Genomic DNA, 24517 nt, shown 5'->3' with positions numbered 1-24517 from the left:
GGCCAGGTGGTGGATCGCGACACCGACCTCGACCGCCGCTGACCCGTCATCCGGCAGGGCAACGAAGGGGGTGGCATTGCCACCCCCTTTTGCGCGACATTTGCCGCTTGCGCCGGGCGGCGCCATATTCTTTTGTTAATGCGGCATTTCCCGGGATTGCATCCGGCCGTGGCGGCCGACAATCAACCGCTGGACGATGCGGCGGTGTGGAAGATGGCGCTCAGCGAATATTTTATCCGTTACCTTCAGCTTCGCGATGAGTTGAGCGCGCATGACCTGACCAAGCTGCGCTCGATCCCGACGAAAACCCGCAGCTTCGAGAACGGCCAGACGATCATCGCCGCGGGCGAAGAGCCCGAGGAAAGCTGCCTTGTCCTGCGCGGGATGGCGGGACGGCTTCATGTCCTGCCCGGACGCGCCGGCCAGCGCGTCATCAGCGCGCTGCATGTCCCCGGAGACTTCATGGACCTGCACGGCTTCGTGCTGTCGAAGGTCGAGGAAAGCATCGTGGCCTTCGGCACGACCGAGGTCGAGTTCGTTGATCACGCCCATCTGGACGACGTGACGAAGAACCATCCGCATCTGACGCGGCTTCTGTGGATGACCACCGCGATCGATGCGGCCATCCATCGCCAGTGGCTCGTCGCCGCGAATGCGCTGCGATCCAGCGCGCATCTGGCCCATCTTCTGTGCGAGATCTACACCCGCCTCGCCGCCGTGGGCGTGGCCCGCGACCACCGGATGACGCTGCCCCTGCTGCAGCGCGAACTGGCATGCATCCTCGGCTATTCCTCGATCCACATCAACCGGGCGGTCCGCGACCTGCGCGACCGCAAGCTGCTGCGCTGGTCGGGAACCGAGGTCGAGCTGCTGGACTGGCCGGAACTGGTGCGGCTGGCGCGCTTCGATCCGGGCTATCTCGACCTGGAACGCAAGCGGCGCTGACAACTCACTGGCACAGCCGGAAGCCGCCCTGCCGGGCCTTGATGTCCAGGTGCAGGTGGTCGTCATGGGCGGCGTTGCTGCCCGGACCCAGCACGGTGGCGAAGTAAAGGCAGGCCGAACCCTGCACCGCGTTCTGGAACGCCGCGGCCAGGTCGCCGCGATCCGCGGGGGGCGCGATCTCGATCCGCGAGCCGTCGTCGAAGCCGAAACCCGCGATATCGATGGCATTGCCCAGCGCATGTTCCGAGATCCGCGCCCCGGACGAGCCGCTGACGACGCCCCGGCAGGCATAGCCGGGCCCCGTGATGACCGAGGTCAGGTGCGGGCTGCCCGGCAGCCGGCTTGCGGCGGGAACGACCATCTCGCGAAGCCACAGGGCAAGGGCGCGGGCGGTGTCGCAGCGCAGGACCGGGCTGCCCTCGACCGCGATGCCGGGCTGGATGGTGCGCAACTCGACCGGGCGGGCGATGCCGCAATCGCGCTGGTCCGGGTCGGCGAGGGGCGGGACCTCGGCATGATCGACCCCGAGCATCACAAGTCCAAGCCGGCAGGCCGCATGGTCGAAATCCGATTCGCGCAGGCTCTCGAATGCCGGAGGACGGGTGATGCCAAGGGGAGTGACAGGCCGGTCGTAGGCTTCGGGCGGGATCAGGGCGCCCGAGGACGGCGGGGCCTTGTCATCCCCAGGCGTTGGCGCCGGGGTTTCCGGCCTCGGGACGGGCGGGACGGCCAGCCGGGGCAGCGCGCCTGACCCTGCGTCCTGCGCCATTCCCGGTTGCGCGAGGGCGGCGGCAAGCGTCAGCGACAGCAGCGCCCGCCGCCCCATCCTCAGTTCACGCCTGAAGCCGCGGCGCCCGCCGGAGCCGTATAGGGCTGGGGGTTCAGCGCCCCGTTCGCCGCCCCGCTCAGCGCCGAGGCGAGCGGGTCCGTTCCCTGCACCGGCAATGGCGCGCCCGCAGCCGCCGCCACGGCCGCCTCGACCGCCACGGCCAGCGGGGCATCGGCGGAAGGGACGGCGCCGGGCAGCGCCCGCCGGGGAACGGGGCGGCTGGCCGTGACCATGGCCGGTGCCGCCGCGTCCTGAACGGCCGTGGTGATCGTGGTTCCCGCCGCATCGGGCAAGGCCGCCGGTTCGACCGCGGGGGTCACATCCGCGATGGTCACGCCGGGCGGCAGGAAGTCCACCACCGTCTGGCCCGGCACCACCATCTTCGCCAGTTCCTGCGCGTCCCAGTTGGTCAGCCGCACGCAGCCGTTGCTCTGGTTGACGAAAAGCTGCGAGGGGTTGGGCGTGCCATGGATGCCGTAGGTTGGCTTTGACAGGTCGATCCAGACATTGCCCACCGGCGCATTCGGCCCCGGCGGAATCCGCAGCACCTTGTCGTTCTCGCCCTGCTTGAAGTTGATGCTGGGGTTATAGGTGTAATCGGGGTTCATCACCGCCGCCTCGACCAGATGCGTCCCCTGCGGCGAGGGCGTGGCCGACGAGCCGACCGTTGCCGGGTAATCCGCGACCATCCGCCCGCCCGCGTCATAGGCCGCGACCCGGCGACGCTCGGCGTCCACGATGACGCGCAGGGCGGTGGCCCGGATCGGCTTGGCGGGCACGGTGACGTTGATCACCTCGCCCGGCGCGAAGCTGGCGCCGGGGTTCAGCTGCGCCAGGAACTTCTCGTCCATGTGGAACCGCTCGGCCAGCTTTTCCAGCACCGAGGTATAGCCCATCGACGGCATCTGCGCCTTTTCGGCGTAGTCGGTCGGGATGCGGTCCACCAGCCCCTCGGCATCCGCGGGGGCGATGGTGTAGGTCGAGGTCAGGGGCGAGCCCGCGTTCCGCTGCAGCAGCGCCCAGACCTGCGGGTCCAGAACGCCGTCCTGCGGCAGCCCGTGCATCCGCTCGAAGGCGCGCACTGCACTTTTGCTCATGCCGCCGCGAAAGCCGTCCACGATCCCCGGCGACACGCCCGAGCGGTCCAGAAGGATCTGGACCTTTGCCGTCAGCGCCGACTGTCCGGGCGGCAGGTCGCCCCGGCCGGGGTAGGTGGCCGCCTCGATGTCGGCCAGCCCGATGTCGGCGCGCTTGCTCTGCGCTGCCGCGGGCAGGGCGGTGGACAGCATCAGCATCGCGGCGGTCAGCATCGGCAGCAGGCGCAGGGCGGTGGGGCGGGGCATCCGGCAATGGCTCCTTGAAATCAGATGCCCACCACTCGCAGCAGCGGGCGGTTCTGCCAAGCCCGCGCGGGTCAATATTGGTTGACTGTGGCGGCCCGGCGCGGCGTGACCTCGCGTCGGGCTTGCGGGGGCGCGCGCCGCGCGCCTAGCCTGCCGCAACAACGGGAGGGACGGATGCCGCAAGAGAACTGCCGGATCGAGGATCGGGGCACCCATCTGATCGTCGTCAACGACAATCCGCAGCGGCGCAATGCGCTGACCGCCGGCTTCTACAGCGGCTTGCGCGCAGCCCTGGCGCAGGCGGCGGCCGAGCCGCGCATCGCTGCCGTGGTCGTCACCGGGGCCGAGGGGTTCTTCTGCGCGGGTGGCGACCTGACGGTGCTGATGACTGCGCCGCAGATGACCCATGCGCAGCGGCAGGCGGCGATCGAGGACCTGCAATCGCTTGTGCGCGCCATGATCGACTGCCCGCGCCCGGTGATCGCGGCGGTGGAAGGGGGCGCGGCGGGCGCGGGATTTTCTCTGGCGCTCGCCTGCGACCTGGTGGTGGCGGGGCGCGATGCGCGCTTCACCGCCTCTTACGTGAACGCGGGGCTGATCCCTGACGGCGGGCTGTCGGGCAGCCTGACGGCGGCGCTGCCGCCCGCGCTTGTTGCCGAGCTTTGCCTGCTGGGCCAGCCGGTCGGGGCCGAGCGCCTGGCGGCCCTTGGCGCGATCAACGCGGCGGTGGAACCGGGCACCGCGCTGGCCGCGGCCGAAGAGATCGCGGTCCGGCTGGCGGAGGGACCGGCCGGGGCGCAGGTGGCGATCAAGGCGCTGCTGACCGGCGCAAGGGCCGTGCTGATGGAAGCGCAGCTTGATGCCGAGGTCGAGCCGATGGCCCTTGCGCTGGGCTCGGCCGAGGCGGCCGAGGGGATGGCCGCATTCCTCGGCAAGCGGGCGCCCGGATTCGCCGCCCTGCGCCGGGGTCAGGACAGCGTCGGATCGAACTGAAAACCCGGCACGAAGCTGTGGCGCGCCAGGCTGACAGGCCTTGAGCCGATCCACAGCACGGTTTCGTTGACCAGCACCGGGGCGTCGGGCGGGCAATCGAGCAGCCCGTCCGCCTCGACCTCGGCCGCGCGATGGGCCGAGACGGTGCGCTCGATCAGCGTGATCGTGACGTTGAGCGCGATCCATTCATTGGCGCTGGTGGTCGTCAGCACCTCATCGGTCAGGCCGGGCAGGGAGAGCATGTCGGTCCACCGCCGCTCGGCGCAGATGAGCGTGTCGTCCGCGCACAGCAGCGCGCAATATTCCTGCAGGTCGGCGGCATTGCTCTGGAACAGCCGCTCGCGGATGGGGGTGGGAACGGGGCGGTCCACCCGGCCCAGAAAGTGCAGGTTGAACTTGTGTCCGCGCCCTTCCACCATGTCGCGGATCACCGGCAGCTTGGCGCGCTGGCTTGCCGGATCAAGCCCCAGCACGACGCGGGTGCCGACGCGGCGGCGTCGTTCCAGCACGCCCCGTTCCGCCAGCGAGGTCAGCGCGCGGTTGACCGTGGCCCTGGCGCTGCCGAACTCGGCCGCGAACTGCTGCTCGGTGGGAATGAGCGAGCCGGGCGGATAGATCCCGTGGGTGATTCTGTCCATGATCACCCCGCGGATGCCAGCCCAGGTGACCGCCCGTCCACCAGCGGGGGCAGTGCCTGCGGGACGCGCAGCATGACGTCGAAGATTTGTCATCATATTCCGATCCTTGCGGGCAAGATCATAGACTAAGCTTCAGCACCGGGGAAAGCTGCCCTTAAAGATAATCAACCTTCTCGGGATTAAGCTTAAGCCACACTGACGTTGCGTCAATCCGGGGGTTGGTCATATTGACAAATTATTGCATTTCTTCATTCCGCTTTGGCCGGGGACGGCGCTTGACAGTCCCCCGACGTTCCTGACGACCGTCTGTAAAGGGCTGGAAATCCGGCGTCGGCGATCGGCAGAAAGGATCACGGGTGTGACAACAAGCGACATCTCGGCGCCCCCGCCCGCGGCGCGGGCTTCGACAGGTCCGGCCTGGCCCGTGCTGATCGCGATCAGCCTGTGCCACATGGTCAATGACATCCTGCAGTCGCTGCTGTCGGCGATCTACCCGCTGCTCAAGGCCGAATTCGCGCTGAGCTATGCCCAGATCGGGCTGATGACCTTTGCCTTCCAGGTCACGGCCTCGCTGCTGCAGCCGGTGGTGGGGATGGTCACCGACCGCCACCCGATGCCGCGGTCCCTGGCGGTTGGGATGCTGTGCAGCTTTGCGGGCGTCCTGACGCTGGCGCAGGCGGGCAGCTATCCGGTGCTGCTGACCGGGGCGATGCTGATCGGGCTGGGGTCGTCGATCTTCCACCCGGAAAGCTCGCGGGTGGCGCGGACGGCCTCGGGTGGGCGCTTCGGCATGGCGCAGTCGCTGTTCCAGGTGGGCGGCAACGGGGGCCAGGCGCTGGGGCCGCTGCTGGCGGCCTTCCTCGTGGTGCCGCTGGGCCGCCCGGTCCTGGGCTGGCTGGCGCTGATCGCGCTTGGCGGGGCGGGAGTGCTGTGGCAGGTCGGCCGCTGGGCCGAGGGCCGGCGAAAGGCGGGGGCGCTGCGCGTCGCCACCGGCCCGGTCCTGCCGGCCGGCCGCATCGCCATGGCCATCGGGGTGCTGGCGGTGCTGTCGATGACCAAGGCCTTCTACATGGCCAGCCTGACGAGCTATTACACCTTCTTCCTGATCGACAAGTTCGCGATGACCGCCCAAGCCTCGCAGGTGATGCTGTTCCTGCTGCTCTTCGGCTCGGCCGCGGGCGTCATGCTGGGAGGGATCGTGGGCGACAAGGTGGGCGCGCGGAAGGTGATCTGGTTCTCGATCCTCGGGGTGCTGCCCTTTTCGCTCATGTTGCCGCATGTCGGGCTGGGCGCGACCGCGGTGCTGACGGTGCTGGTGGGCGCGATCATCGCCTCGGCCGCGCCCGCCATTGTGGTCTTCGCGCAGGAGCTGGTGCCGGGGCGGACGGGCCTGATCGCCGGGCTGTTCTTCGGCTTCGCCTTCGGCATGGGCGGGATCGCGGCGGCGGTGCTGGGCTGGGTCGCGGACGCGCAGGGGATCGGCTTCGTCTTCAATCTCTGCTCGGTGCTGCCGGTGCTGGGGCTGCTGACGGCGCTGCTGCCGCGCGAACGCGAGCTTGCCCCGGCAACCTGAGTTGCCGCCTGCCGAAAATCCGCGCGGATCCGCTGGACAAGCGGGCCGCGGCGCGTGACGCTGTCCGGCGCAGGAACAACGGGGTGAGAGATGCGCTACAGCCGCGACATGCGAGGTTACGGGGCCAAGGCGCCCGATCCGAAATGGCCCGGCGGCGCAAGGATCGCCGTGCAGATCGTCGTCAACTACGAGGAAGGCGGCGAGAACTCGGTCGAGCACGGTGATGCCGCCTCGGAAGCCTTCCTGTCGGAAATCGTGGGCGCCCAGCCCTGGCCGGGCCAGCGCCACTGGAACATGGAATCGATCTACGATTACGGCGCCCGAGCCGGCTTCTGGCGGCTTTACCGGCTGCTAGAAGGCATCCCCGTCACCTGCTACGGCGTGGCGACAGCGCTGGCCCGCAGCCCCGAACAGACCCGCGCCATGATCGACGCCGGGTGGGAAATGGCGACCCATGGGCTGAAATGGATCGACTACAAGGACGTCCCGCGCGAGGTCGAGGCCGAACACATCCGGCAGGCGGTCGAACTGCACACTCAGGTCACCGGCGCGCGCCCGCTGGGCTTCTACCAGGGTCGGGCGTCGATGAACACGGTGGCGCTGGGCTGCGAGCAGGGCGGCTTCGAATACCTCGCCGACTCCTATGCCGACGAACTGCCCTACTGGCACGTCCACCAAGGCAGGCCGCAGTTGATGGTGCCCTATACGCTCGACGCCAACGACATGCGCTTCGCCAATGGCGGCTTCACCAATGGCGAGGAGTTCTTCCTGTATCTGCGCGACGCCTTCGACTGCCTTTACCGGGAAGGGGGCGAAGGCAGGGCGCGGATGCTGTCCATCGGCCTGCATTGCCGGCTTGCCGGGCGGCCTGGCCGGGCCGAGGGGCTGAGGCGCTTCCTCGACCACGCCCGCGCGCATGAGGGCGTGTGGTTCGCCACAAGGCTGGACATCGCACGCCACTGGGCGGCGGCGCATCCCTTCGTGGCAAGGGAACGGCCGTCGCAGATGGACCGCGCGGGGTTCGTCGAACGCTTCGGCGCGATCTACGAGCATTCCCCTTGGGTCGCCGAGCGGACTTGGGACAGTGAGATGGGCGCTGCCCATGACAGCGCCTCGGGTCTCGCAGCGGCGATGGCGCGGCAGTTCCGGGCGGCCGCGGACGAGGAGCGCTTGCAGGTCTTGCGCGCCCACCCCGACCTGGCCGGCAAGCTGGCCGCGGCGAAGCGCCTGACGGCGGATTCAACCGCCGAACAGGCCAGCGCCGGTCTCGACGCACTGACCGACGCCGAACGCACCGAGTTCACCCGCCTGAACCAGACCTACATGGCCCGCCACGGATTCCCCTTCATCATCGCGGTCAGGGACCACGACAAGCCGGGGATCATGGCGGCGATGGCGAGGCGGGTGCAGAACGACTCGGCCACCGAGCGGGCCGAGGCCGAGCGGCAGGTCATCCGCATCGCCGAGCTGCGTCTGGCCGTGGCGCTGGGCTGACCGCCGGATGCCTCGGCCCAAGCATCAACTGTTTCGCGATTTGCGGCGGATCGTCCGGCTTGCGCGGGTCTGGCAGCGGTGGGACATTCACAGCCGAGGCCGCGCAGGGCAGCAAGGACAGTGACGATGATCGACGAGACGATCCCCAGCGGCAATCCCGCCCCGATCCCCGGAGAGGGCGAGGCGCCTGCGCCCCCGCCGCGCGGCAGCTATGCAGGTCCTGTGGCGGGCCTGCCGCCGCAGACGGGGCTGACCACCGACACGGCGGTCTTCACTGACGCCTATGCGGTGATCCCCCGCAGCGTCATGCGCGATATCGTCACCAGCTTCCTGCCCGGCTGGACGGGGATGCGGATGTGGATGCTGGCGCGGCCGATGTCGGGATTCGCCGAAACCTTCAGCCAGTATGTCGTCGAACTGGCCGAGGGCGGCGGCTGCGACACCCCCGAGGACGATCCCGAGGTGCAGTCCGCCCTCTTCGTCACCGGCGGTGACCTCGACATCCGCATCGGAGAGGCGTCCCACCGCCTGCGCCCCGGCAGCTTCGCCTATGTGCCCCCCGGCACCGCTTGGTCGATCCGCAACGCCACACCCGGCAACGCCGGTTTCCACTGGTTCCGCAAGCGCTGGCAACCGGCCGCGGGCGTCACGCCCCCCGATCCGATCATCGCGCATGAGCACGAGATCGCGCCCTCGCCCATGCCCGACACCGAAGGGGCCTGGGCCACGACCCGCTTCATGGACCCGGCCGACCTGCGCCATGACATGCACATCACCGTCGTGACCTTCCAGCCCGGCGGCTCGATCCCCTTCGCGGAAACCCATGTGATGGAACACGGGCTGTTCGTGCTGGAGGGCAAGGCCGTCTATCGCCTGAACCGCGACTGGGTCGAGGTCGGCCCCGGCGACTTCATGTGGCTGCGCGCCTTCTGCCCGCAGGCCTGCTATGCGGGCGGTCCGGGCCGTTTCCGCTACCTGCTTTACAAGGACGTGAACCGCCACGCGCCCTTGTGGTTCGGCACCCATGGGTCAGGACGGGCAGGGTAGCAGCCGGGGCCAAGCCCCAGCATTTCCACCGGAAAGAAGACGCCTGAGCTTCTTTCTGGCCCAAATACCCATGCGACCGTGACGCCTCGCTCGATGGGCTGGCCGCATGGCGCGGGCAAGGCTAGAAAGCGGTCATGAAATCGCCACGACAACGCCCTTCCTTTCGTCACGAACGCGCCTGCATGGCCGAGGGCGCACGCCTGATCTGCGGCGTGGACGAGGTCGGCCGCGGGCCGCTGGCCGGGCCGGTGACGGCCGCGGCGGTGATCCTGCCGCGCAAGGGCATCCCTCGGGGCCTGGATGATTCCAAGAGGCTGTCGCCCGCCAGGCGCGCGAGCCTTGCCGCCCGCATCATGGACTGTGCCGACTGGGCGGTGGGTCATGCCAGTGTCGAGGAGATCGCCGAACTCAACATCCTGCACGCCAGCCACCGTGCCATGTGCCGCGCGGTGGCCGGGTTGCGCCAGCGCCCCTGCATCGTGCTGGTGGACGGCAACCGCATCCCGCCCGGCCTGAACCACCCGGCCCGCCCCATCATCGGGGGGGATGCCCTCAGCCTGTCGATCGCCGCCGCCTCGATCGTCGCCAAGGTGGAACGCGACCGCATCATGCTGGATCTGGCCCGGCAGCATCCCGGCTACGGCTGGGAAAGGAACATGGGCTATCCGACTGAAATTCATCGAAAGGCCCTTGCCGAACTGGGGCCGACCCCGATTCATAGAATCAGCTTCCCCTCCATCCACAAGATGTTGTGTCCCGAATCAGGAACAACCGGGTGATTCGAAAAAGAATTGACGGCGAATCAGCTTTGACTCATGTTGGGGCCAACAACATGAGCGGCATCAGCGCCGCCGGTCAGAGGGCAGCAATGACGACGATACAGGCAACGCGCGCAGTTGCGCGCAACAAACCATTGGCCCTGAACATGATCCTTGCCGGTGACTGCATCGAGGTGATGAACGGCCTGCCCGAAGCCTCGGTCGACCTGATCTTTGCCGATCCGCCCTACAACCTGCAGCTTCGGGGGGAACTGCACCGTCCCGACAACAGCCGCGTCGATGCCGTGGACGACGCCTGGGACCAGTTCGGCAGCTTCGCCGCCTATGACCGCTTCACCCGGGACTGGCTGGCCGCCGCTCGCCGGCTGCTGAAACCCAACGGCGCGATCTGGGTGATCGGCAGCTATCACAACATCTTCCGCGTCGGCGCCGAATTGCAGAACCAGGGCTTCTGGATCCTCAACGACGTGGTCTGGCGCAAGTCGAACCCGATGCCGAACTTCCGCGGCAAGCGACTGACCAACGCGCATGAGACGCTGATCTGGGCCTCGAAGACCGAGGGCGCGAAATACACCTTCAACTACGAGGCGCTGAAAAGCCTCAACGAAGGCATCCAGATGCGGTCCGACTGGACGCTGCCGATCTGCACCGGGGGCGAGCGGCTGAAGGACGAGGGCGGCGCCAAGGCCCATCCGACGCAAAAGCCCGAAAGCCTGCTGCACCGTGTGCTGGTCGGCACGACCAATCCCGGCGACGTGGTGCTGGACCCCTTCTTCGGCACCGGCACCACCGGCGCGGTGGCCAAGATGCTGGGCCGCGACTGGATCGGGATCGAGCGCGAGGCCGCCTATCGCGAGGTCGCGGAACGCCGCCTGTCCCGCATCCGGCGGCTGGATGCTGCCTCGCTTGCCACAACCACAAGCAAGCGCGCCGAGCCGCGTGTCCCCTTCGGCCAGGTGGTGGAACGGGGCATGCTGCGGCCGGGCGAGGAACTGGTGTCGCTGGGCGGCCGCCACACGGCGCGGGTGCGGGCGGATGGCTCGGTGATCGGACGCGATGTCAGGGGGTCCATCCACCAGGTCGGCGCCGCGCTGGAAGGCGCGCCCTCCTGCAACGGCTGGACCTACTGGCATTTCCGCCGTGACGGGAAGATGATACCCATCGACATCCTTCGTCAGCAGATTCGAGCCGAGATGGCCGATCACGCCTGATGCAGGTTCGCCGGTGTCTCGGGCCGCGGGGTTTCCTTCGGCTGCGGGACGAACTCGCCCCGCCCGGCTCTGCCCGGCGGGGCCTTTTCTTTACAGGGAGCCCCGCGGCATCGGGGTCTCGCCACGGTTGTAAGGCTTCCAGTCGGTCACATCGGAATAGAACCGCCGCCGCCAGGCCCTTACCCGCGGGTTCATCCACCGCCGCCACCAAGGCGGGACCATCGCCACGAAGGTCATCGCTGGATAGCCGTAGGGAAGCTGCGGGGCCTCGTCCTCGGCATAGGTCTGCAGCAAGGGAAAGCGGCGGTCGGGCTTGTAGTGGTGGTCCGAATGGCGCTGCAGGTTGATGAGCAGCCAGTTCGAGGCCGTGTGGCTGGCGTTCCAACTGTGGCGCGGCAGGACGTGCTCATACCGGCCATTGCCGAGGTGCCGACGGGTGAGGCCGTAATGCTCGACGTAGTTCGTCAGTTCAAGCTGCCAGATTGCCACGAAAGCCTGGAACACGAACAGCAGCACCCCCTGCCATCCCCCGAGGATCGCCGCGAAGAGCAGCATCCCCCCTTGCAGCGCCGCGTAGCGCCAGAAAGGGTTGCGTCGATCCCAGGCGGGCCGCTTCGCCCGCGCGAGCAGCTTCTTCTCGGCGTGCCAAGCGGATTGCGGACAGGTCCACAGCACGCGCAGGAAATAGCGGAAGAATCCCTCGTTATACCGAGCCGACACCGCGTCGCGCGGCGTCGCCACCCAGGAATGATGGACCAGCAGATGCTCGGTCCTGAAATGCGAATACAGATTCGAGGCGAGGATCAGGTCGCCCAGCCAGCGCTCGAACCCCGGCTTCTGGTGCAGAAGCTCATGGGCATAGACCATGCCGATGGTCCCCGACATGACGCCGATGCCGAAGAAGACGCCCAGCTTCTCCCACCCGCCTAGGTGCCCCGCATGGGTCACATGCCAGATCGCCCAGAAGACCACCGCCGCCTGCACCGGCCACCAGACCCAGGTGATCGCGCGATGCCAGAACAGGCGCTCGTCCGGCGTCTCGGTGTCGGGGTTGGTGCTGTCCAGCCCCAGCACCCCGTCCAGCGCGGTGACCAGATACCACGCATAGGCGGGCATCAGCAGGAACCACCATCCTCCGCGCAGCGTGGCCAGCACCGCCAGCGGCACCAGCCCCAGCGACATCCAGAAGGGCAGCGCGGCCCGCAGCGACGACATCCTCATGCCCGCGCTTCTATCCCCGGCGGCCCCAAGGCGCCACCCGCGCCGCCAGACCTGCTAAGGGGGCTTCTTTCTGGACCAAATACCCCCCGCCGCAGGCGGTCCGGCGCATCGACCCGGACAGGCGTTCCGGCCTTTCCGCGGGCCAAGGAAATTTCCTGACTGTCAGGGCAAATGCAGCCACCGGGCGGCATCCCGTCAGGTCACGATGAACGCGCGACGGGGATTGGAGAGCCTTCAAGCAGGCGCAGCTTGATCTGGCCAGCCTCGCGGACATGGTGGAACAGGAAGGCGGCGGCGGCCTGCATGTCGCGTGCCTCGATCAGGTCGAGGATCTGCAGGTGCTCGCGGCATTGTTGGGGCAGCCGCTCGCGTTCGTTGCCGATGCGGTATTCGATCAGCCGCCGCACCCGGTTCACCCGCCGCACGGCGTCCAGGAAGAAGACGTTGTTGGCGCAGCGCATCAGCATCTCGTGGAACTCGATATTGGTGCCGTAGATTGCTGCGCGGCTTGCGCCCCTGAACCCGGAAAGAAGGTCAAGCTGGTGCTGGCGCGCGGTGACGAAGGCCTCGGGGTCGGGGGCAAAGCTGGGCAGCAGCAGGGCCTGCATCTCGATGGCGGCGCGGAACTGGTAGGCGTCGGCATAGGCCTTGAGCGAGTTCAGGGTCTCGCGGAACTCCCATCCGTTGCCAGGCAGGCGGTCCACCAGGCCTTCCTCGGCCATCTGCTGCAGGGTCCGGACCAGCCGGCCCCGCGCGATGCCATACTGGCGCATCAGTTCGCTTTCGCTGAAGCGGTCGGGAAGGCGGCCGGACAGCCGGTCCTCGGCGATCTGGAAATACAGGCTTTCCTCCTGCGAGTTCCTGCCCGGCATCTCGGGCAGGTCGGCGGCATCCATCGCAAGGAAGAAGCCGCGGTTCGGCTCGGCCCTGACGATCCCGAGATCCTCGAGCTTCCTCAGGGCGCCCACGACGGGGGCGCGGGACACGCGGAAGGCGTCGGCCAGCTTCTGCGCGCCAAGATGCCGGCCTGCCCGCATCTCCTCGCCGCGGACATGGTCCAGCACCTGCTGCATGATCTGGGGAACAAGGCTTTCACGGGCCATGCAGCCATCCTCCCTTCCAATGGGGCGAGTGCATGAATAACGCATAAACTGCAATATAGTCCATGGATGGCGGCGTGATGCTCAAGTGCGCACCGATGCTGTGGCACCCTCAACAAAGCTTATTGCATTTTGTCCGAACGAGCTTCAATATTACCGTAGACCATCAAGGGTCAAACCGGGAGGAATTCATGTCTTTTGTCACCCGCAGGCTTGCAGCGGCCTGTCTTGCCGTGATGACGGCGGTGGCGCCGGCAGCGGCGCAGGATCTGGAACTGACCATCACCGCCCCCGCGGGTGCCGGCGGCGGCTGGGACGCCGCGGCCCGGTCGCTGCAGGAAGTCATGATGCAGACCGGCACCGCGAAAAGCGTGCAGGTCATCAACGTTCCGGGCGCGGGCGGCACCGTGGGGCTGGCGCAGTTCGCCCAGAACGCCAGCGGCCAGCCCGACCAGTTGCTGGTCGGCGGCATCACCATGGTCGGCGCGATCCTGACCAACAAGGCGCCGGTGAACCTGAGCAACGTCACCCCCATCGCGCGGCTGACGGGCGATCCGCTGGTCGTGGTGGTGCCCGCGAACTCGCCCCACCAGACGCTGGCCGATTTGACGGCCGCGATCCAGGCGGATGTGTCGCGCGCCATCTGGGCCGGCGGCTCGGCGGGCGGGGCGGACCACATCTTGGCCGCGCTGATCACCCAGGCGGCGGGCGCGGACCCGTCCAAGGTGAACTACGTCGCCTATTCGGGTGGCGGCGAGGCGCTGGCCGCCATGCTGGGCGGGCAGGTCACGGCGGGGATTTCGGGCTACGGCGAATGGCAGGGGCAGATCGAATCGGGCGACCTGCGGGCGCTGGCGATTTCCTACCCCGAGCCGATCGAGGGAATCGCTGCCCAGCCGCTCAAGGCGCAGGGCATCGATGTGGAACTGGTGAACTGGCGCGGCGTCTTCGCCGGTCCCGACATTGCCGATGCCGACAAGCAGGCCCTGTCCGCCGCCATCGAGCAGACCGTGAAGTCGCCCGAATGGCAGCAGGTCCTGACCGCCCGCGGCTGGACCGACTACTATGCGCCGGCGGATGAATTCGCGGCCTTTGTCGCGTCGGAGAACGAGCGCGTCCAGGCCACGCTGCAATCCATCGGCCTGGCCGAATAGGCCGGTGCGGGCGGGGGCACGGTCCCCGCCCTTTTTTCAGGGGGGAAGCCAAGGATGAACCTGGGACAAAGCGGCCTGCATCGCCCCACGGCGATCATCGGCGTGGGCCTGATCGCGATGGCCGCGATCACATGGTTCGATGCCAGGGGCATGAGCATCCGGTCGAACTACGGCGTCGGCGCGGATGCGGCCTCGTATTTCGTCGCGGCCTTTCTGGCCGTTCTGGGCGCCGCGCATCTGGTCACGGCCCTGCGCCCCGGCATCACCGCGGATGACGCGGACTGGAGCGGGGTCGCCTGGATCGCGCTGGCGCTGGGCGGGCTGATCGGGTCGATCTGGCTGGGCCTCGGCTTCATCCTCGGCTCGACGCTGCTGTTCGCCTTCACGGCACGGGCCTTCGGGCGGCAGGCGCTGCTGGCCGATCTGGTGATCGGCGCGCTGATCTCGACCGGGGTCTTCCTGATGTTCAACAAGCTTCTGCAACTGGCGCTGCCCACGGGCCCGCTGGAACGCCTGTTCTGAGGTCGCCATGGACGCGCTCATCCAGCTTCTGAACGGATTTTCCGTCGCCATCCAGCCGATGAACCTGGCCTTCGCCGCCATCGGCGTTCTTCTGGGCACCATGGTCGGCGTGCTGCCGGGGATCGGCCCGGCGCTGACGGTTGCGCTGCTGTTGCCGGTGACCTTCAAGCTCGACCCCGGCGGCTCGCTCATCATGTTCGCGGGCATCTATTACGGGGGCATGTATGGCGGCTCGACCACCGCCATCCTGCTGAACACGCCCGGAGAGGCGGCGTCTGTCGTCACCGCGCTGGAAGGCAACAAGATGGCCCGCCAGGGCCGGGGCGGCCCGGCGCTGGCCACCGCCGCCATCGGGTCCTTTGTCGCGGCGCTGATCGCGACCATCGGGCTGGCGTTCCTTGCGCCGATCCTCGTCAAGCTGGCTGTGCGCTTCGGGCCATGGGACTATTTCGGGCTGATGCTGATTGCCTTCGTCACCGTGTCGGCGACCTTCGGATCATCGCCCCTGCGCGGCCTGACCAGCCTTGCCATCGGCCTCTGGCTGGGCCTGATCGGCATCGACCAGCTGACCGGGCAGACGCGTCTGGCCTTCGGCGTCCCCAACCTCTTCGACGGGATCGAGGTCACGACGCTGGCCGTGGGCCTGTTCGCCATCGGCGAGGCCCTGCACGTCGCCTCGCGCCACGCCTTCGCGCCGGAAAAGCCGATGGCGATCAAGGGCTCGATCTGGATGACGCGCGGCGACTGGGCGCGGTCGTGGAAGCCCTGGCTGCGCGGCGCGGGGATCGGCTTTCCCATCGGCGCGCTGCCGGCGGGGGGCGCGGAAATCCCGACCTTCCTCAGCTACACCACCGAACGCAAGCTGTCGAAGCACCCTGAGGAGTTCGGGCAGGGCGCCATCGAGGGCGTCGCCGGACCCGAGGCCGCCAACAACGCCTCCGCCGCAGGCTCGCTGGTGCCGCTGCTGACACTGGGCCTGCCCACCTCGGCTACGGCGGCGGTGATGCTGGCGGGGTTCCAGCAATACAACATCCAGCCGGGGCCGCTGCTGTTCGTCCAGCACGCCGATCTGGTCTGGGGGCTAATCGCCTCGCTCTTCATCGCCAACATCATGCTGCTGGTCCTGAACCTGCCGCTGGTGGGGTTGTGGGTGCAGCTTCTGAAGATCCCGATGCCCTGGCTTTACGCGGGCATCCTGGTTTTCGCCACGATGGGGACCATCGCCGCCAATCCCTCGGTCGTGGAACTGCTGCTGCTGTCGGCCTTCGGCGTCCTCGGCTTCCTGATGCGACGATACGATTACCCGGTGGCGCCGGTGGTCGTGGGGCTGATCCTGGGGCCGATGGCCGACAGCCAGTTGCGCCGCGCCTTGCAGATGAGCCTGGGGGACCCCATGATCCTGCTGCAGCACCCCGGATCGGCCATCATGATCGCGATCGCCACGATCGCCCTGATCGCGCCCTTCGCCTTCCGGGGACTGGCGCGCTTCCGGCAGGACGAGGACTGAGCAAGGGACAGGCCCCTGCGGGGCGCCTGTCATGACGGAAAAGACCATGACCCACGAGACGACCCTTCGCACCGCCGGCACCGACTGGCGCATCATCGACCTGCCCGCGGCGGCGGGCGGGCGGCTGTCCGCGATGCCGCATATCCACCGCATCCTGCTGGAGAACGTGCTGCGGACCGCAGGGCCGGACGCTGCGCGTGCGAGAAAGGCGATCCTGTCCGCTCTGGACGGCCCGACGGATGCCGAGATCCCGTTCCTGCCCGGCCGGGTGCTGATGCATGACACGACCTGCGGGCCGGCGCTGGTGGACATCGCCGGGATGCGCTCGGCGCTGGCCGAGGCGGGGCATGACCCAAGGCTGCTGAACCCGGTGCTGCCGGTGGATGTCTCGACCGACCACTCGCTGGCGGTGGATTTCTTCGGGGGCAGGGGGGCGATGGCGCGCAACCTCGCCAACGAATACCGCCGCAACGCCGAGCGCTACCGCTTCATGAAATGGGCGACGAACAGCCTGGAAAACTTCCGCGTGCATCCGCCGGGGACCGGCATCATGCACACGCTGAACATGGAGCGGCTGGCGACGGTGGTCTCGGCGCGGGACGGCTGGCTGATGCCTGACGCGATGATCGGCACCGACAGCCACACGCCGATGGTGAACGGCATCGGTGTCCTTGCATGGGGCGTGGGCGGGATCGAGGCGGAAAGCGTCTTTTTCGGGATGCCGGTGATGCTGCGCGTCCCCGATGTGGTGGGGATGCGCCTGACGGGGCGCTTGCGCGAGGGCGTGACCGCCACCGACCTTGCCCTGACGGTCACGCAGATCCTGCGGGGCATCGACCTTGCGGACCGCTTCGTCGAGTTCTTCGGGCCGGGCGTGTCGTCCCTGTCCGCGGGCGACCGCGCCGTGATCGCCAACATGACGCCCGAGTTCGGCGCGAACACCGGCTTCTTCCCGGTCGATCAGGCGGTGCTGGACTACATGGCGGCCACCGGCCGCAGCCGCGAGCATATCGCGCGGGTGGAAGCCTACTGCCGCCGTCAGGGCCTCTGGTTCGATCCCGACGAAACGCCGCGCTTCTCGCAGGTGGTGGAGCTTGACCTGTCCTCGGTCGAGATCAGCGTCGCCGGTCCCCGCCGCCCGCAGGATCGCCTGCCGGCCTCGGCCACGGCACAGGGCGCGGCTGAGGTGCGGGGCGGTCTGCCAAAGCCGGTGCCCGCAGGCGAGGTGCCGGACGGCGCCGTCGCCATCGCCGCGATCACCTCCTGCACCAACACCACCGATCCGCGCCTGCTGGTCGCGGCCGGGCTGGTCGCGCGCAAGGCCCGTGCGCTGGGGCTGACCCCGCCCCCTTGGGTCAAGACCTCGCTCGCCCCCGGATCGCCCACGGCGCAGCGCTATCTGGAACGGGCAGGGCTGCTCGATGACCTTGAGGCGGTGGGCTTCGGCATCGTCGGCTTCGGCTGCACGACCTGCATCGGCAACTCGGGGCAACTCACCGACCTGTCGCAAGAGGCCTTGGCCGAGGACCGCCTGCAGGTGGCTGTCCTGTCGGGCAACCGCAACTTCCCCGGCCGCGTCCATCCGCAGCTTGAGGCGGGGTTCCTCGCCTCGCCGCTGCTAGTGGTGGGTTTTGCGCTGGCGGGCGACGTGGAACGCGACATCCTGCGGGACGAGATCGCGCCGGGCGTCCGGCTTTCCGACCTGTGGCCCACGGGGGCCGAGATCGACGCGGCGCTGGCAAGGGCCAGCGCCACCGAGGATTTCGCCGCCGCCTATGACGAGGCGGAATCCAGCCGGATGTGGGCCGAACTGGACGCCCCCGACACGGCGCTGTTCCCTTGGGACGAGGCCTCGACCTACATCCGCCGCCCGCCCTTCGCCTCTTTCGACGCGGGCTCGCGGCTCGGCGCCTACGCCGCGCGGCCCATCCTTGTCGTGGGCGACGACATCACCACCGACCACATCTCGCCCGCAGGCGCGATCCCGGCTGTCGGAGAGGCGGGCGACTACCTGATCCGGCGGGGCGAGAACCCGCGTGATCTCAATGTCTTCTCCTCGCGCCGCGGCAACTGGGAGGTGATGCTGCGCGGGCTGTTCACCAACCGCAATGTCAGGAACCTGCTGGGGGACGGCATCCCGCCCGGCTCGACCGTGCTGCATGATGGGCAGGTGCTGCCGCTATGGCAGGCAGCCGAGCGTTACCGCGCCGACGGCCAGCCCGTCGTCGTGGTCGCGGGCGAGCGTTACGGCATGGGCTCGTCGCGTGACTGGGCGGCCAAGGGCGTGGCGCTGCTGGGCGCCTGCGCCGTGCTGGCCGTCAGCTTCGAGCGCATCCACCGCGCCAACCTGATCGGCATGGGCGTCCTGCCGCTGCGCCTGCCGGAAGGCGTGACACCCGAGACGCTGGGCCTGTCCGTCCACGACCTGATCGAGATCGACGCGGATGCCGCGCAGATCGCCCCGCGCAGCCCCGTTGCGGTTCGCATCCGCCGCGCCGATGGCCGCATCGGGGAAATCACCGCCACCGCCGCCATCGAGACCTCGCTTGAGGTCATGACCCTGCGGCAGGGCGGGCTGCTGCCGCTGATCCTGCGGCGGCAGGTGGAACCGGCCGCCGCCTGACGGGCGGCCGGGACGCGGGTTCAGTGCGACATCAGCACCGGCAGGGTCGCGTTTTCCAGGATGTCGCGGGTGACGCCGCCCAGCAGGTCCTCGCTGAACTTGCTGTGCTCATAGGCGCCCATGATGAGCTGCCCGGCACCAAGATCGGCGCAGGTGTCCAGGATCGTCCGGCCGATCCCGCCGGGACCGGCGGGGCGCATCACCAGCTCGGCCTCGATCCCGTGGCGCGACAGCAGCAGCAGCACGTCCTGCGCGTAATCCGGCCCCAGGTCGTCGCCGATGCCCAAGAGCGTGACCCTGTCCTTGGTGCCGAGGATATGCATCGCATCCGCCAGCGCGCGGGCCGAGGCGCGCTTGCCGTCCCAGGCGACCACTGCTGTTTCCACGATCGCCGGGGCGGCATAGTCGGGCGGCACGATCAGCACCGGGCGGCCGCTGCGCAGCGCGACGACGTCGGGGCGGGTGGCGAAATCGCGGGTCCGCGAGCCTGTCGTGGCGCTGCCCATGACGATCACGTCATGGGCATGGGCGGCGCGGGCGATGGCATTGGCGTTGTAGCCCTTCAACTCGGTGAACTCGGCCCGATCCTGCAGTCCGGCCTGCGCCGCGCTGGCCAGGAAGGCCTCGCGGCGGCGGGATGCGAAGTCCGACTCCGCCTGGTCGAGCATCCGGTCGATCTCGCGCGTGAAGAAGGGCGCGGGTCGGCTGCGCATCGGATTGGGCGCCTGCCACAGGACGGCGGTGATCCAGGCGTCATGCTTCTGCGCCATCTGGATCGCCATCCGCAGCGCGCCTTCGCCGCCTCCGTTCCCGAGATAGGTGGTCATGATGCTGCGGATGGTCATTGCCGATGCTCCCTGGAACCTGCGTTGTCGCGGGGATAATGAAGCCTCCGTGATGCGGGTTCAATCACAACGCCCATGACCATCTGTCGCGCCAGGGAAACCGCTGCCCCCATGAGGGCCGGGTTTGCCCGCCACCGGATGGATGCGCCGCCCGGTTTCGCCCCTGCCGCGACGCGGCGTCATGGACGGGTTGGGGAGCGGAGCCCGTTGTGCAGGGAACTTATGCGGTTACAGGCAGTTGCGGCGATGCAACCGCTTTCCCCGATGGATCATGACGCCGCTTTCCCTTGTCCCGGGCCGCAACTGCTGGCGGGTGGCTTCCGCCGACCGCCTGTCCCTGATCGTGGACGGGCAGGCCTATTTCCGCGCCATGCGGCAGGCGCTTCTGTCGGCGCGGCACCTGGTCGTGATGATCGGCTGGGACTTCGACTTCGAGATCGAGATGCTGCCCGGCGACAGCGACGCCCAGGGGAACGCCCCCGACGGACTGCCCAACCGGGTCGGCCCGTTCCTCGACGCGCTGGTGGAACGCCGCCCCGATCTCGACATCTACCTGCTGAAATGGAGCGGGGGCGCCCTGATCGCGCCGGGCCGGGCGATCCCGGCCTTTCGCATCAAGCTGATGTCGCCCGACCAGATCCACCTGGCCTTCGATGGCCGCCATCCCATCGGCGCCTGCCATCACCAGAAGATCGTGGTGGTGGACGATGCCCTGGCCTTCTGCGGCGGCCTTGATGTGACGGAAGGGCGCTGGGACACGCCCGAGCATCTGTCAGGCGACCCGCGCCGCCGCCTGCGGTCGGGCGAGATCGCCCAAGCCTGGCATGACGCCGCCGCGATGATGTCCGGCCCCGCCGCGCAGGCGCTGGGCGAGCTTGCCCGCGCCCGCTGGCTGCGCGCCAATGACGCGCCCCTGCCCGAGCCGGTGCCCGATCCCGCGCCCGCCGATCTCTGGCCCGAGAAGGTGGCCGTCGATTTCCGCGACTTGCCCGTGGCCATTGCCCGCACCGAGCCGCCCGAGCGCGACACCCCCGCGGTGGTCGAGATCGAGCAGCTTTACCTGGACGCCATCGCCGCCGCCCGACACACCATCTACATCGAATCGCAGTATTTCGCCGCCGACAGCATCACCCGCGCCGTTGCCGCGCGGCTGGCCGAACCGGATGGCCCCGAGGTGCTGGTGATCAACCCCGAGGCGGCGCAGAACGCCGTCGAGGATGCGGCCATGCATGTCACCCGCAGCAGGATGATGCTGGCCCTGCAGGCGCGCGACCGCTTCCGCCGTTTCCGCATGGTCCATCCGGTCAATGCCGCGGACGAGCCGATCTATGTCCATGCCAAGCTGCTGATCGTGGACGACATCTTCCTGCGCGTGGGGTCCAGCAACATCGACCGCCGGTCCATGGGCTTCGACACCGAGGCCGACGTGGCCGTGCTGGCCCGCACGGATGCCGACCGCGACCGTATCCGCGCCATCCGCGCCAATCTGCTGGCCGAGCATCTCGGCTCGACGGTGGACCGGGTGCAGGCTGTCATCGCGGAATGCGGCGGGCTGATCCCCGCCATTGACCGGCTGAACCCCGAAGGCCCCCGCCGGCTGGAGGTGCTGATCCCCCGCGACCCCGGCCCGCTGGGGCGCCTGCTGTCGCACAGCCGATTCTTCGACCCGCGCTATCGCCGCAGCGCTCGCAGCCGGCTGGGACTGACGAACCGTCACCTGTTCATGGGGCTTGGCGCGCTGGGACTGGCAGCGGTGCTGCTGGCCCGGCGGCGGCGCTGATCGCCGCCGCCGTCGCGGATCACGAGGCCGAGGGCACCCCTTCGCCCCGCATCCCGGCCATGTACTGACGCAGCACCACCGCGCCCAGGACCGCGAAGCCGATCAGGGTCGAGATGATCTCGGGCGCGATCATCAGCAGCGCGGCGATGGGCAGAGCAAACCGCTCGATCTTCAGCAGCGGCCCCAGCAGCCAGTTCGTGATCGCCGCGGACAGGGCGATGATGCCCAGGACCGCGCCGGTGAAGGCCAGCACGAAGTCCGGCAGCGTGAAGGCTTCCGTCACGATCAGCAGCGAGGGCGAGAAGACGAAGACAAAGGGCACCAGCGCCTTGCCCATCGACAGCCGGAAGGCCGTGTTCCCGGCCTTGAAGCCGTTGGCCCCCGCGATCCCCGCGGCCGCATAGGCCGCAAGCGCCACCGGCGGCGTCACGTCCGCCAGCACGCCGAAGTAGAAGACGAAGAAATGCGCGACCAGAGGCTCGACGTTCATCATCCCCAGCACGGGGGCCGCCACGGCGACCATGATGATGTAGTTGGCCGTCGTCGGCACCCCGCAGCCCATCAGCACGCAGACCACCGCCGTCATCACCAGCGTGAACAGCAGCGTAAGCGTCTCGATGCTGAACAGCTCGAAGGGCAGGACGGACAGCAGGCCGTGGAACGAGACCGCCCAGTTCTGCGCGACGCTTGTGACCATGAAGGCGATCTTGAAGCCGACTCCGGTCAGGGTGACGACGCCGATCACCACGCCCACCAGCGCGGCGGCGGCGGTCACCGCCAGCGACTGCCGGGCGCCGGACACGAAGCCCTCGTAAAGCCCGGCGGCGGTTTCCTTCAGCCCCTCGACCACTCCGGCGGCCATGATGCGCTGGATGATGTAGACCACGATGCAGGCCGCGATGGCCGAAAAGGCCGAAAGGAAGGGCGTGCGGCCCGACATCAGCATCCAGACCAGCAGGACCAGCGGCAGGACCGACAGCCAGCCCTCGCGCAGGACCTTGCCGGCTTTCGGCAGTTCCTCGGCCCGCAGGCCGCGGATGCCAAGGCGCTTGGCCTCAAGATGGACCTGCACCAGCACGCCGAAGAAATGCATGAAGGCCGGGACGATGGCCGCGATCAGGATCGTGCGCAGCGGGATGCCGAGGTATTCCACCATCAGGAAGGCCACGGCCCCCATCACGGGCGGCGTGATCTGCCCGCCCGTGGACGAGGCGGCCTCGACGGCGGCAGCGAAATGGCGCTTGAAGCCGATCTTGATCATCGCCGGGATGGTCAGCGCACCAGTCGTCACCGTGTTGGCGATGGACGAGCCCGAGATCGTCCCCAGCATGGCAGAGGACACCACCGACACCTTCGCCGGCCCGCCCGCAAAGCGCCCTGTCAGCGCGGTCGCCAAATCGATGAACAACTGCCCCAGCCCGATCTTCTGCGCCATCACCCCGAACAGGACGAAGTGGAACACATAGGTCGCGATCACGCCCAGCGCGGTGCCGTAGATCCCCTGCGAGGTCAGGTAGAGATGGTTGATGATGTTGGCCCAGTCCGCGCCGGGATGGACGAGGATGCCCGGCATCGAGCGCCCGAAATAGGCATAGGCGATGAACAGCAGCGCGATCACCGGCAGCGGCCAGCCCATCGACCGCCGCACGGCTTCCAGCAGCGCGACCAGCAGGATCGTGCCCATGGCGATGTCGATGGGCAGCGGGTTGCCGACCCGGAAGGCAAGCTGGTCATAGATCCACGGCACGTAGAAGGCGCTGACCGCCCCGCCGATCGCCAGAACCCAGTCTGTCACCGGCACGCCGAGGATGGCGAAGCCGTCGGTCTTGTGGCGGTTCCGCGCCAGCGCCGAGAAGGACAGGAAGATCACGAACAGCGACACGCCCATATGCAGCCCGCGATGGGTCGTGGCGCGCGGGATGCCGAAGCCTGCGGTGTAGAAGTGATAGACCGACAGCAGGAACAGGATCACCCCGGACAGGATCGCGACGGGGCGCGTGACCGTGCGGAATCGGGCCTCGGGATCGTATTCCTCCTCAAGCGCGCGCAGTTCGGCTTCGGATAGCTGGCGGGGGGCGTCGGTCATTCTGGTGTCCTGCAATGCGGATCGGTAAAGGACGCGGACCGGGAACCGGCCGCGTCCTTCCATGGGTCAGGCCCGGCTCATTCGAGCTTGCCGGCCTCCTTGTAGAAACGCTCGGCGCCCGGATGGAAGGGGATGCCCGCGCCCTGCGTGGCGCTGTCCAGCGTGATCAGCTTGCCCTTGGCATGGCCCGCGGCGAACAGCTTCTGCGTGTTCTCGTTGTAAAGCGCCTGAACGATGCCGTAGACCATCTCCTCGGGCTGGTCGGCGCTGGTGACAAGCTGCGCGCCGACGGAAAGGGTGGCGACATCCGCGTCCTGCCCCTCATAGGTGCCCGCCGGGACCGTGTCACTGGCGAAGAAGGTATAGGTTTCGCGCAGTTGATCGGCCTCGGGGCCGGAGATCGGCACCAGCGTCACGGCGTGCTGGCTGGCCAGTTCCGCAATCGCCCCGGCCGGGAAACCGCCGACGAAGAAGAAGGCGTCCATCGCCCCGTCCCGCATCCGGTCGGCCGCCTGGTCGGGCTTGAGGTATTCCGCCGTCACATCCGCTTCCGACAGGCCGAAGGCTTCGAGGATGATCTTGGCGTCCACCAGCGTGCCCGAGCCGGGTTCGTCCAGCGAGACGCGCTTGCCCTTGAGATCGGCGGGCGAGGCGATGCCCGCGTCGGCCCGCGCGACCAGGTGGATGCTTTCGGGGTAAAGGTTCGCGATCAGCCGCAGCTTTTCGACCGCGGGCTGGCCTTCCCACAGGCCGGTGCCGGTCTGCGCCCAATAGGCCACGTCGGACTGGGTGAAGCCCGCCTCCATCGCGCCGCCGTTGATGCCGTT

Annotated in this window: 20 protein-coding genes; 12 read left to right on the top strand and 8 right to left on the bottom strand. The window is 68.5% G+C overall.

What is annotated here, in order from left to right; translation table 11 throughout:
* Positions 1-168 precede the first annotated feature (168 nt).
* Positions 169-945 carry a Crp/Fnr family transcriptional regulator gene (locus Q4F04_RS08715; protein WP_303369447.1) on the top strand — a complete coding sequence of 259 codons (777 nt, stop codon included), beginning with the start codon at positions 169-171 and terminating at the stop codon, positions 943-945.
* A gap of 4 nt (positions 946-949) precedes the next feature.
* On the opposite strand, the gene Q4F04_RS08710 is transcribed toward Q4F04_RS08715, so the two are convergent.
* Positions 950-1771 (bottom strand): extensin family protein, encoded by an 822-nt coding sequence (locus Q4F04_RS08710; RefSeq protein WP_303369446.1) that lies wholly within the window; start codon positions 1769-1771, stop codon positions 950-952.
* A gap of 2 nt (positions 1772-1773) precedes the next feature.
* Positions 1774-3117 carry a L,D-transpeptidase gene (locus tag Q4F04_RS08705; protein ID WP_303369445.1) on the bottom strand — a complete coding sequence of 448 codons (1344 nt, stop codon included), beginning with the start codon at positions 3115-3117 and terminating at the stop codon, positions 1774-1776.
* Positions 3118-3291: 174 nt separating this feature from the next.
* On the opposite strand from Q4F04_RS08705, the gene Q4F04_RS08700 reads away from it, so the two are divergent.
* Positions 3292-4110 carry an oxepin-CoA hydrolase, alternative type gene (locus Q4F04_RS08700; RefSeq protein WP_303369444.1) on the top strand — a complete coding sequence of 273 codons (819 nt, stop codon included), beginning with the start codon at positions 3292-3294 and terminating at the stop codon, positions 4108-4110.
* Here Q4F04_RS08700 and Q4F04_RS08695 read toward each other — a convergent pair.
* Positions 4086-4748: a GntR family transcriptional regulator gene (locus Q4F04_RS08695; protein WP_303369443.1), complete on the bottom strand. Its 663-nt coding sequence runs from the start codon at positions 4746-4748 to the stop codon at positions 4086-4088. The two genes, Q4F04_RS08700 and Q4F04_RS08695, sit on opposite strands and share 25 nt — an antisense overlap.
* A 358-nt stretch (positions 4749-5106) precedes the next feature.
* Between Q4F04_RS08695 and Q4F04_RS08690 the strand changes: the two genes are divergently transcribed.
* The 5 genes from Q4F04_RS08690 to Q4F04_RS08670 all read left to right on the top strand — a co-directional run bounded on the left by Q4F04_RS08690 (position 5107) and on the right by Q4F04_RS08670 (position 10852).
* Entirely contained in the window at positions 5107-6321 is a 1215-nt protein-coding gene (locus tag Q4F04_RS08690; protein ID WP_303369442.1) for an MFS transporter, read from the top strand.
* A 90-nt stretch (positions 6322-6411) separates the two neighbouring features.
* The gene (gene puuE / locus Q4F04_RS08685; protein WP_303369441.1) at positions 6412-7815 is read left to right on the top strand and encodes an allantoinase PuuE; all 1404 of its coding nucleotides are present in this window, start codon (positions 6412-6414) and stop codon (positions 7813-7815) included.
* 126 nt (positions 7816-7941) lie between these two features.
* Positions 7942-8862, top strand: coding sequence for a bifunctional allantoicase/(S)-ureidoglycine aminohydrolase (locus tag Q4F04_RS08680; RefSeq protein WP_303369440.1), 921 nt, complete (start codon positions 7942-7944; stop codon positions 8860-8862).
* Positions 8863-8996: 134 nt separating this feature from the next.
* Positions 8997-9641 carry a ribonuclease HII gene (locus tag Q4F04_RS08675; RefSeq protein ID WP_303369439.1) on the top strand — a complete coding sequence of 215 codons (645 nt, stop codon included), beginning with the start codon at positions 8997-8999 and terminating at the stop codon, positions 9639-9641.
* A 146-nt stretch (positions 9642-9787) separates the two neighbouring features.
* Entirely contained in the window at positions 9788-10852 is a 1065-nt protein-coding gene (locus Q4F04_RS08670) for a site-specific DNA-methyltransferase (protein WP_368660711.1), read from the top strand.
* 90 nt (positions 10853-10942) lie between these two features.
* Here the strand turns inward: Q4F04_RS08670 and Q4F04_RS08665 are convergent, their stop codons facing one another.
* Both Q4F04_RS08665 and Q4F04_RS08660 read right to left on the bottom strand, forming a co-directional pair.
* Entirely contained in the window at positions 10943-12073 is a 1131-nt protein-coding gene (locus tag Q4F04_RS08665) for an alkane 1-monooxygenase (protein WP_303369437.1), read from the bottom strand.
* Between the two features lie 200 nt (positions 12074-12273).
* Positions 12274-13176 carry a GntR family transcriptional regulator gene (locus Q4F04_RS08660; RefSeq protein WP_303369436.1) on the bottom strand — a complete coding sequence of 301 codons (903 nt, stop codon included), beginning with the start codon at positions 13174-13176 and terminating at the stop codon, positions 12274-12276.
* A gap of 188 nt (positions 13177-13364) precedes the next feature.
* Between Q4F04_RS08660 and Q4F04_RS08655 the strand changes: the two genes are divergently transcribed.
* The 4 genes from Q4F04_RS08655 to Q4F04_RS08640 are packed head-to-tail and all read left to right on the top strand — an operon-like array spanning position 13365 to position 18979.
* Positions 13365-14327: a tripartite tricarboxylate transporter substrate binding protein gene (locus tag Q4F04_RS08655; protein WP_303369435.1), complete on the top strand. Its 963-nt coding sequence runs from the start codon at positions 13365-13367 to the stop codon at positions 14325-14327.
* A gap of 54 nt (positions 14328-14381) precedes the next feature.
* Positions 14382-14849: a tripartite tricarboxylate transporter TctB family protein gene (locus tag Q4F04_RS08650; protein ID WP_303369434.1), complete on the top strand. Its 468-nt coding sequence runs from the start codon at positions 14382-14384 to the stop codon at positions 14847-14849.
* 7 nt (positions 14850-14856) lie between these two features.
* The gene (locus Q4F04_RS08645) at positions 14857-16356 is read left to right on the top strand and encodes a tripartite tricarboxylate transporter permease (protein WP_303369433.1); all 1500 of its coding nucleotides are present in this window, start codon (positions 14857-14859) and stop codon (positions 16354-16356) included.
* A 46-nt stretch (positions 16357-16402) separates the two neighbouring features.
* A complete protein-coding gene (locus Q4F04_RS08640; RefSeq protein ID WP_303369432.1) occupies positions 16403-18979 on the top strand; it encodes an aconitate hydratase AcnA in 2577 nt (858 codons plus the stop codon).
* Between the two features lie 20 nt (positions 18980-18999).
* Here the strand turns inward: Q4F04_RS08640 and Q4F04_RS08635 are convergent, their stop codons facing one another.
* Entirely contained in the window at positions 19000-19824 is an 825-nt protein-coding gene (locus Q4F04_RS08635) for a universal stress protein (RefSeq protein WP_303369431.1), read from the bottom strand.
* A 271-nt stretch (positions 19825-20095) separates the two neighbouring features.
* Between Q4F04_RS08635 and Q4F04_RS08630 the strand changes: the two genes are divergently transcribed.
* On the top strand, positions 20096-21604 hold the full coding sequence (locus Q4F04_RS08630) for a phospholipase D-like domain-containing protein (RefSeq protein WP_303369430.1): 1509 nt from the start codon (positions 20096-20098) through the stop codon (positions 21602-21604).
* Positions 21605-21623: 19 nt separating this feature from the next.
* On the opposite strand, the gene Q4F04_RS08625 is transcribed toward Q4F04_RS08630, so the two are convergent.
* Together Q4F04_RS08625 and Q4F04_RS08620 are read right to left on the bottom strand one after the other, a co-directional pair.
* A complete protein-coding gene (locus tag Q4F04_RS08625; RefSeq protein WP_303369429.1) occupies positions 21624-23690 on the bottom strand; it encodes a TRAP transporter permease in 2067 nt (688 codons plus the stop codon).
* A gap of 77 nt (positions 23691-23767) precedes the next feature.
* Positions 23768-24517: TAXI family TRAP transporter solute-binding subunit (locus tag Q4F04_RS08620; RefSeq protein WP_303369428.1), on the bottom strand; the 750-nt coding region annotated here is incomplete at its 5' end.

The sequence above is a fragment of the Paracoccus sp. (in: a-proteobacteria) genome (assembly GCF_030536915.1).
Lineage (GTDB): Bacteria > Pseudomonadota > Alphaproteobacteria > Rhodobacterales > Rhodobacteraceae > Paracoccus.
Note: the sequence above shows the minus strand (reverse complement) of the source record. Positions and strands in the feature narration are given on the sequence as shown.

Excerpts from the sequence above, each read along its gene's own strand:
- Q4F04_RS08700 (WP_303369444.1), top strand. The coding sequence starts at position 3,292 with ATGCCGCAAGAGAACTGCCGGATCGAGGATCGGGGCACCCATCTGATC.
- Q4F04_RS08680 (WP_303369440.1), top strand. The coding sequence starts at position 7,942 with ATGATCGACGAGACGATCCCCAGCGGCAATCCCGCCCCGATCCCCGGA.
- Q4F04_RS08670 (WP_368660711.1), top strand. The coding sequence starts at position 9,788 with ATGATCCTTGCCGGTGACTGCATCGAGGTGATGAACGGCCTGCCCGAA.
- Q4F04_RS08660 (WP_303369436.1), bottom strand. The coding sequence starts at position 13,176 with ATGGCCCGTGAAAGCCTTGTTCCCCAGATCATGCAGCAGGTGCTGGAC.
- puuE (WP_303369441.1), top strand. The coding sequence starts at position 6,412 with ATGCGCTACAGCCGCGACATGCGAGGTTACGGGGCCAAGGCGCCCGAT.
- Q4F04_RS08640 (WP_303369432.1), top strand. The coding sequence starts at position 16,403 with ATGACCCACGAGACGACCCTTCGCACCGCCGGCACCGACTGGCGCATC.
- Q4F04_RS08710 (WP_303369446.1), bottom strand. The coding sequence starts at position 1,771 with ATGGGGCGGCGGGCGCTGCTGTCGCTGACGCTTGCCGCCGCCCTCGCG.
- Q4F04_RS08625 (WP_303369429.1), bottom strand. The coding sequence starts at position 23,690 with ATGACCGACGCCCCCCGCCAGCTATCCGAAGCCGAACTGCGCGCGCTT.
- Q4F04_RS08630 (WP_303369430.1), top strand. The coding sequence starts at position 20,096 with ATGACGCCGCTTTCCCTTGTCCCGGGCCGCAACTGCTGGCGGGTGGCT.
- Q4F04_RS08650 (WP_303369434.1), top strand. The coding sequence starts at position 14,382 with ATGAACCTGGGACAAAGCGGCCTGCATCGCCCCACGGCGATCATCGGC.
- Q4F04_RS08645 (WP_303369433.1), top strand. The coding sequence starts at position 14,857 with ATGGACGCGCTCATCCAGCTTCTGAACGGATTTTCCGTCGCCATCCAG.
- Q4F04_RS08675 (WP_303369439.1), top strand. The coding sequence starts at position 8,997 with ATGAAATCGCCACGACAACGCCCTTCCTTTCGTCACGAACGCGCCTGC.
- Q4F04_RS08695 (WP_303369443.1), bottom strand. The coding sequence starts at position 4,748 with ATGGACAGAATCACCCACGGGATCTATCCGCCCGGCTCGCTCATTCCC.
- Q4F04_RS08705 (WP_303369445.1), bottom strand. The coding sequence starts at position 3,117 with ATGCCCCGCCCCACCGCCCTGCGCCTGCTGCCGATGCTGACCGCCGCG.
- Q4F04_RS08635 (WP_303369431.1), bottom strand. The coding sequence starts at position 19,824 with ATGACCATCCGCAGCATCATGACCACCTATCTCGGGAACGGAGGCGGC.
- Q4F04_RS08655 (WP_303369435.1), top strand. The coding sequence starts at position 13,365 with ATGTCTTTTGTCACCCGCAGGCTTGCAGCGGCCTGTCTTGCCGTGATG.
- Q4F04_RS08665 (WP_303369437.1), bottom strand. The coding sequence starts at position 12,073 with ATGAGGATGTCGTCGCTGCGGGCCGCGCTGCCCTTCTGGATGTCGCTG.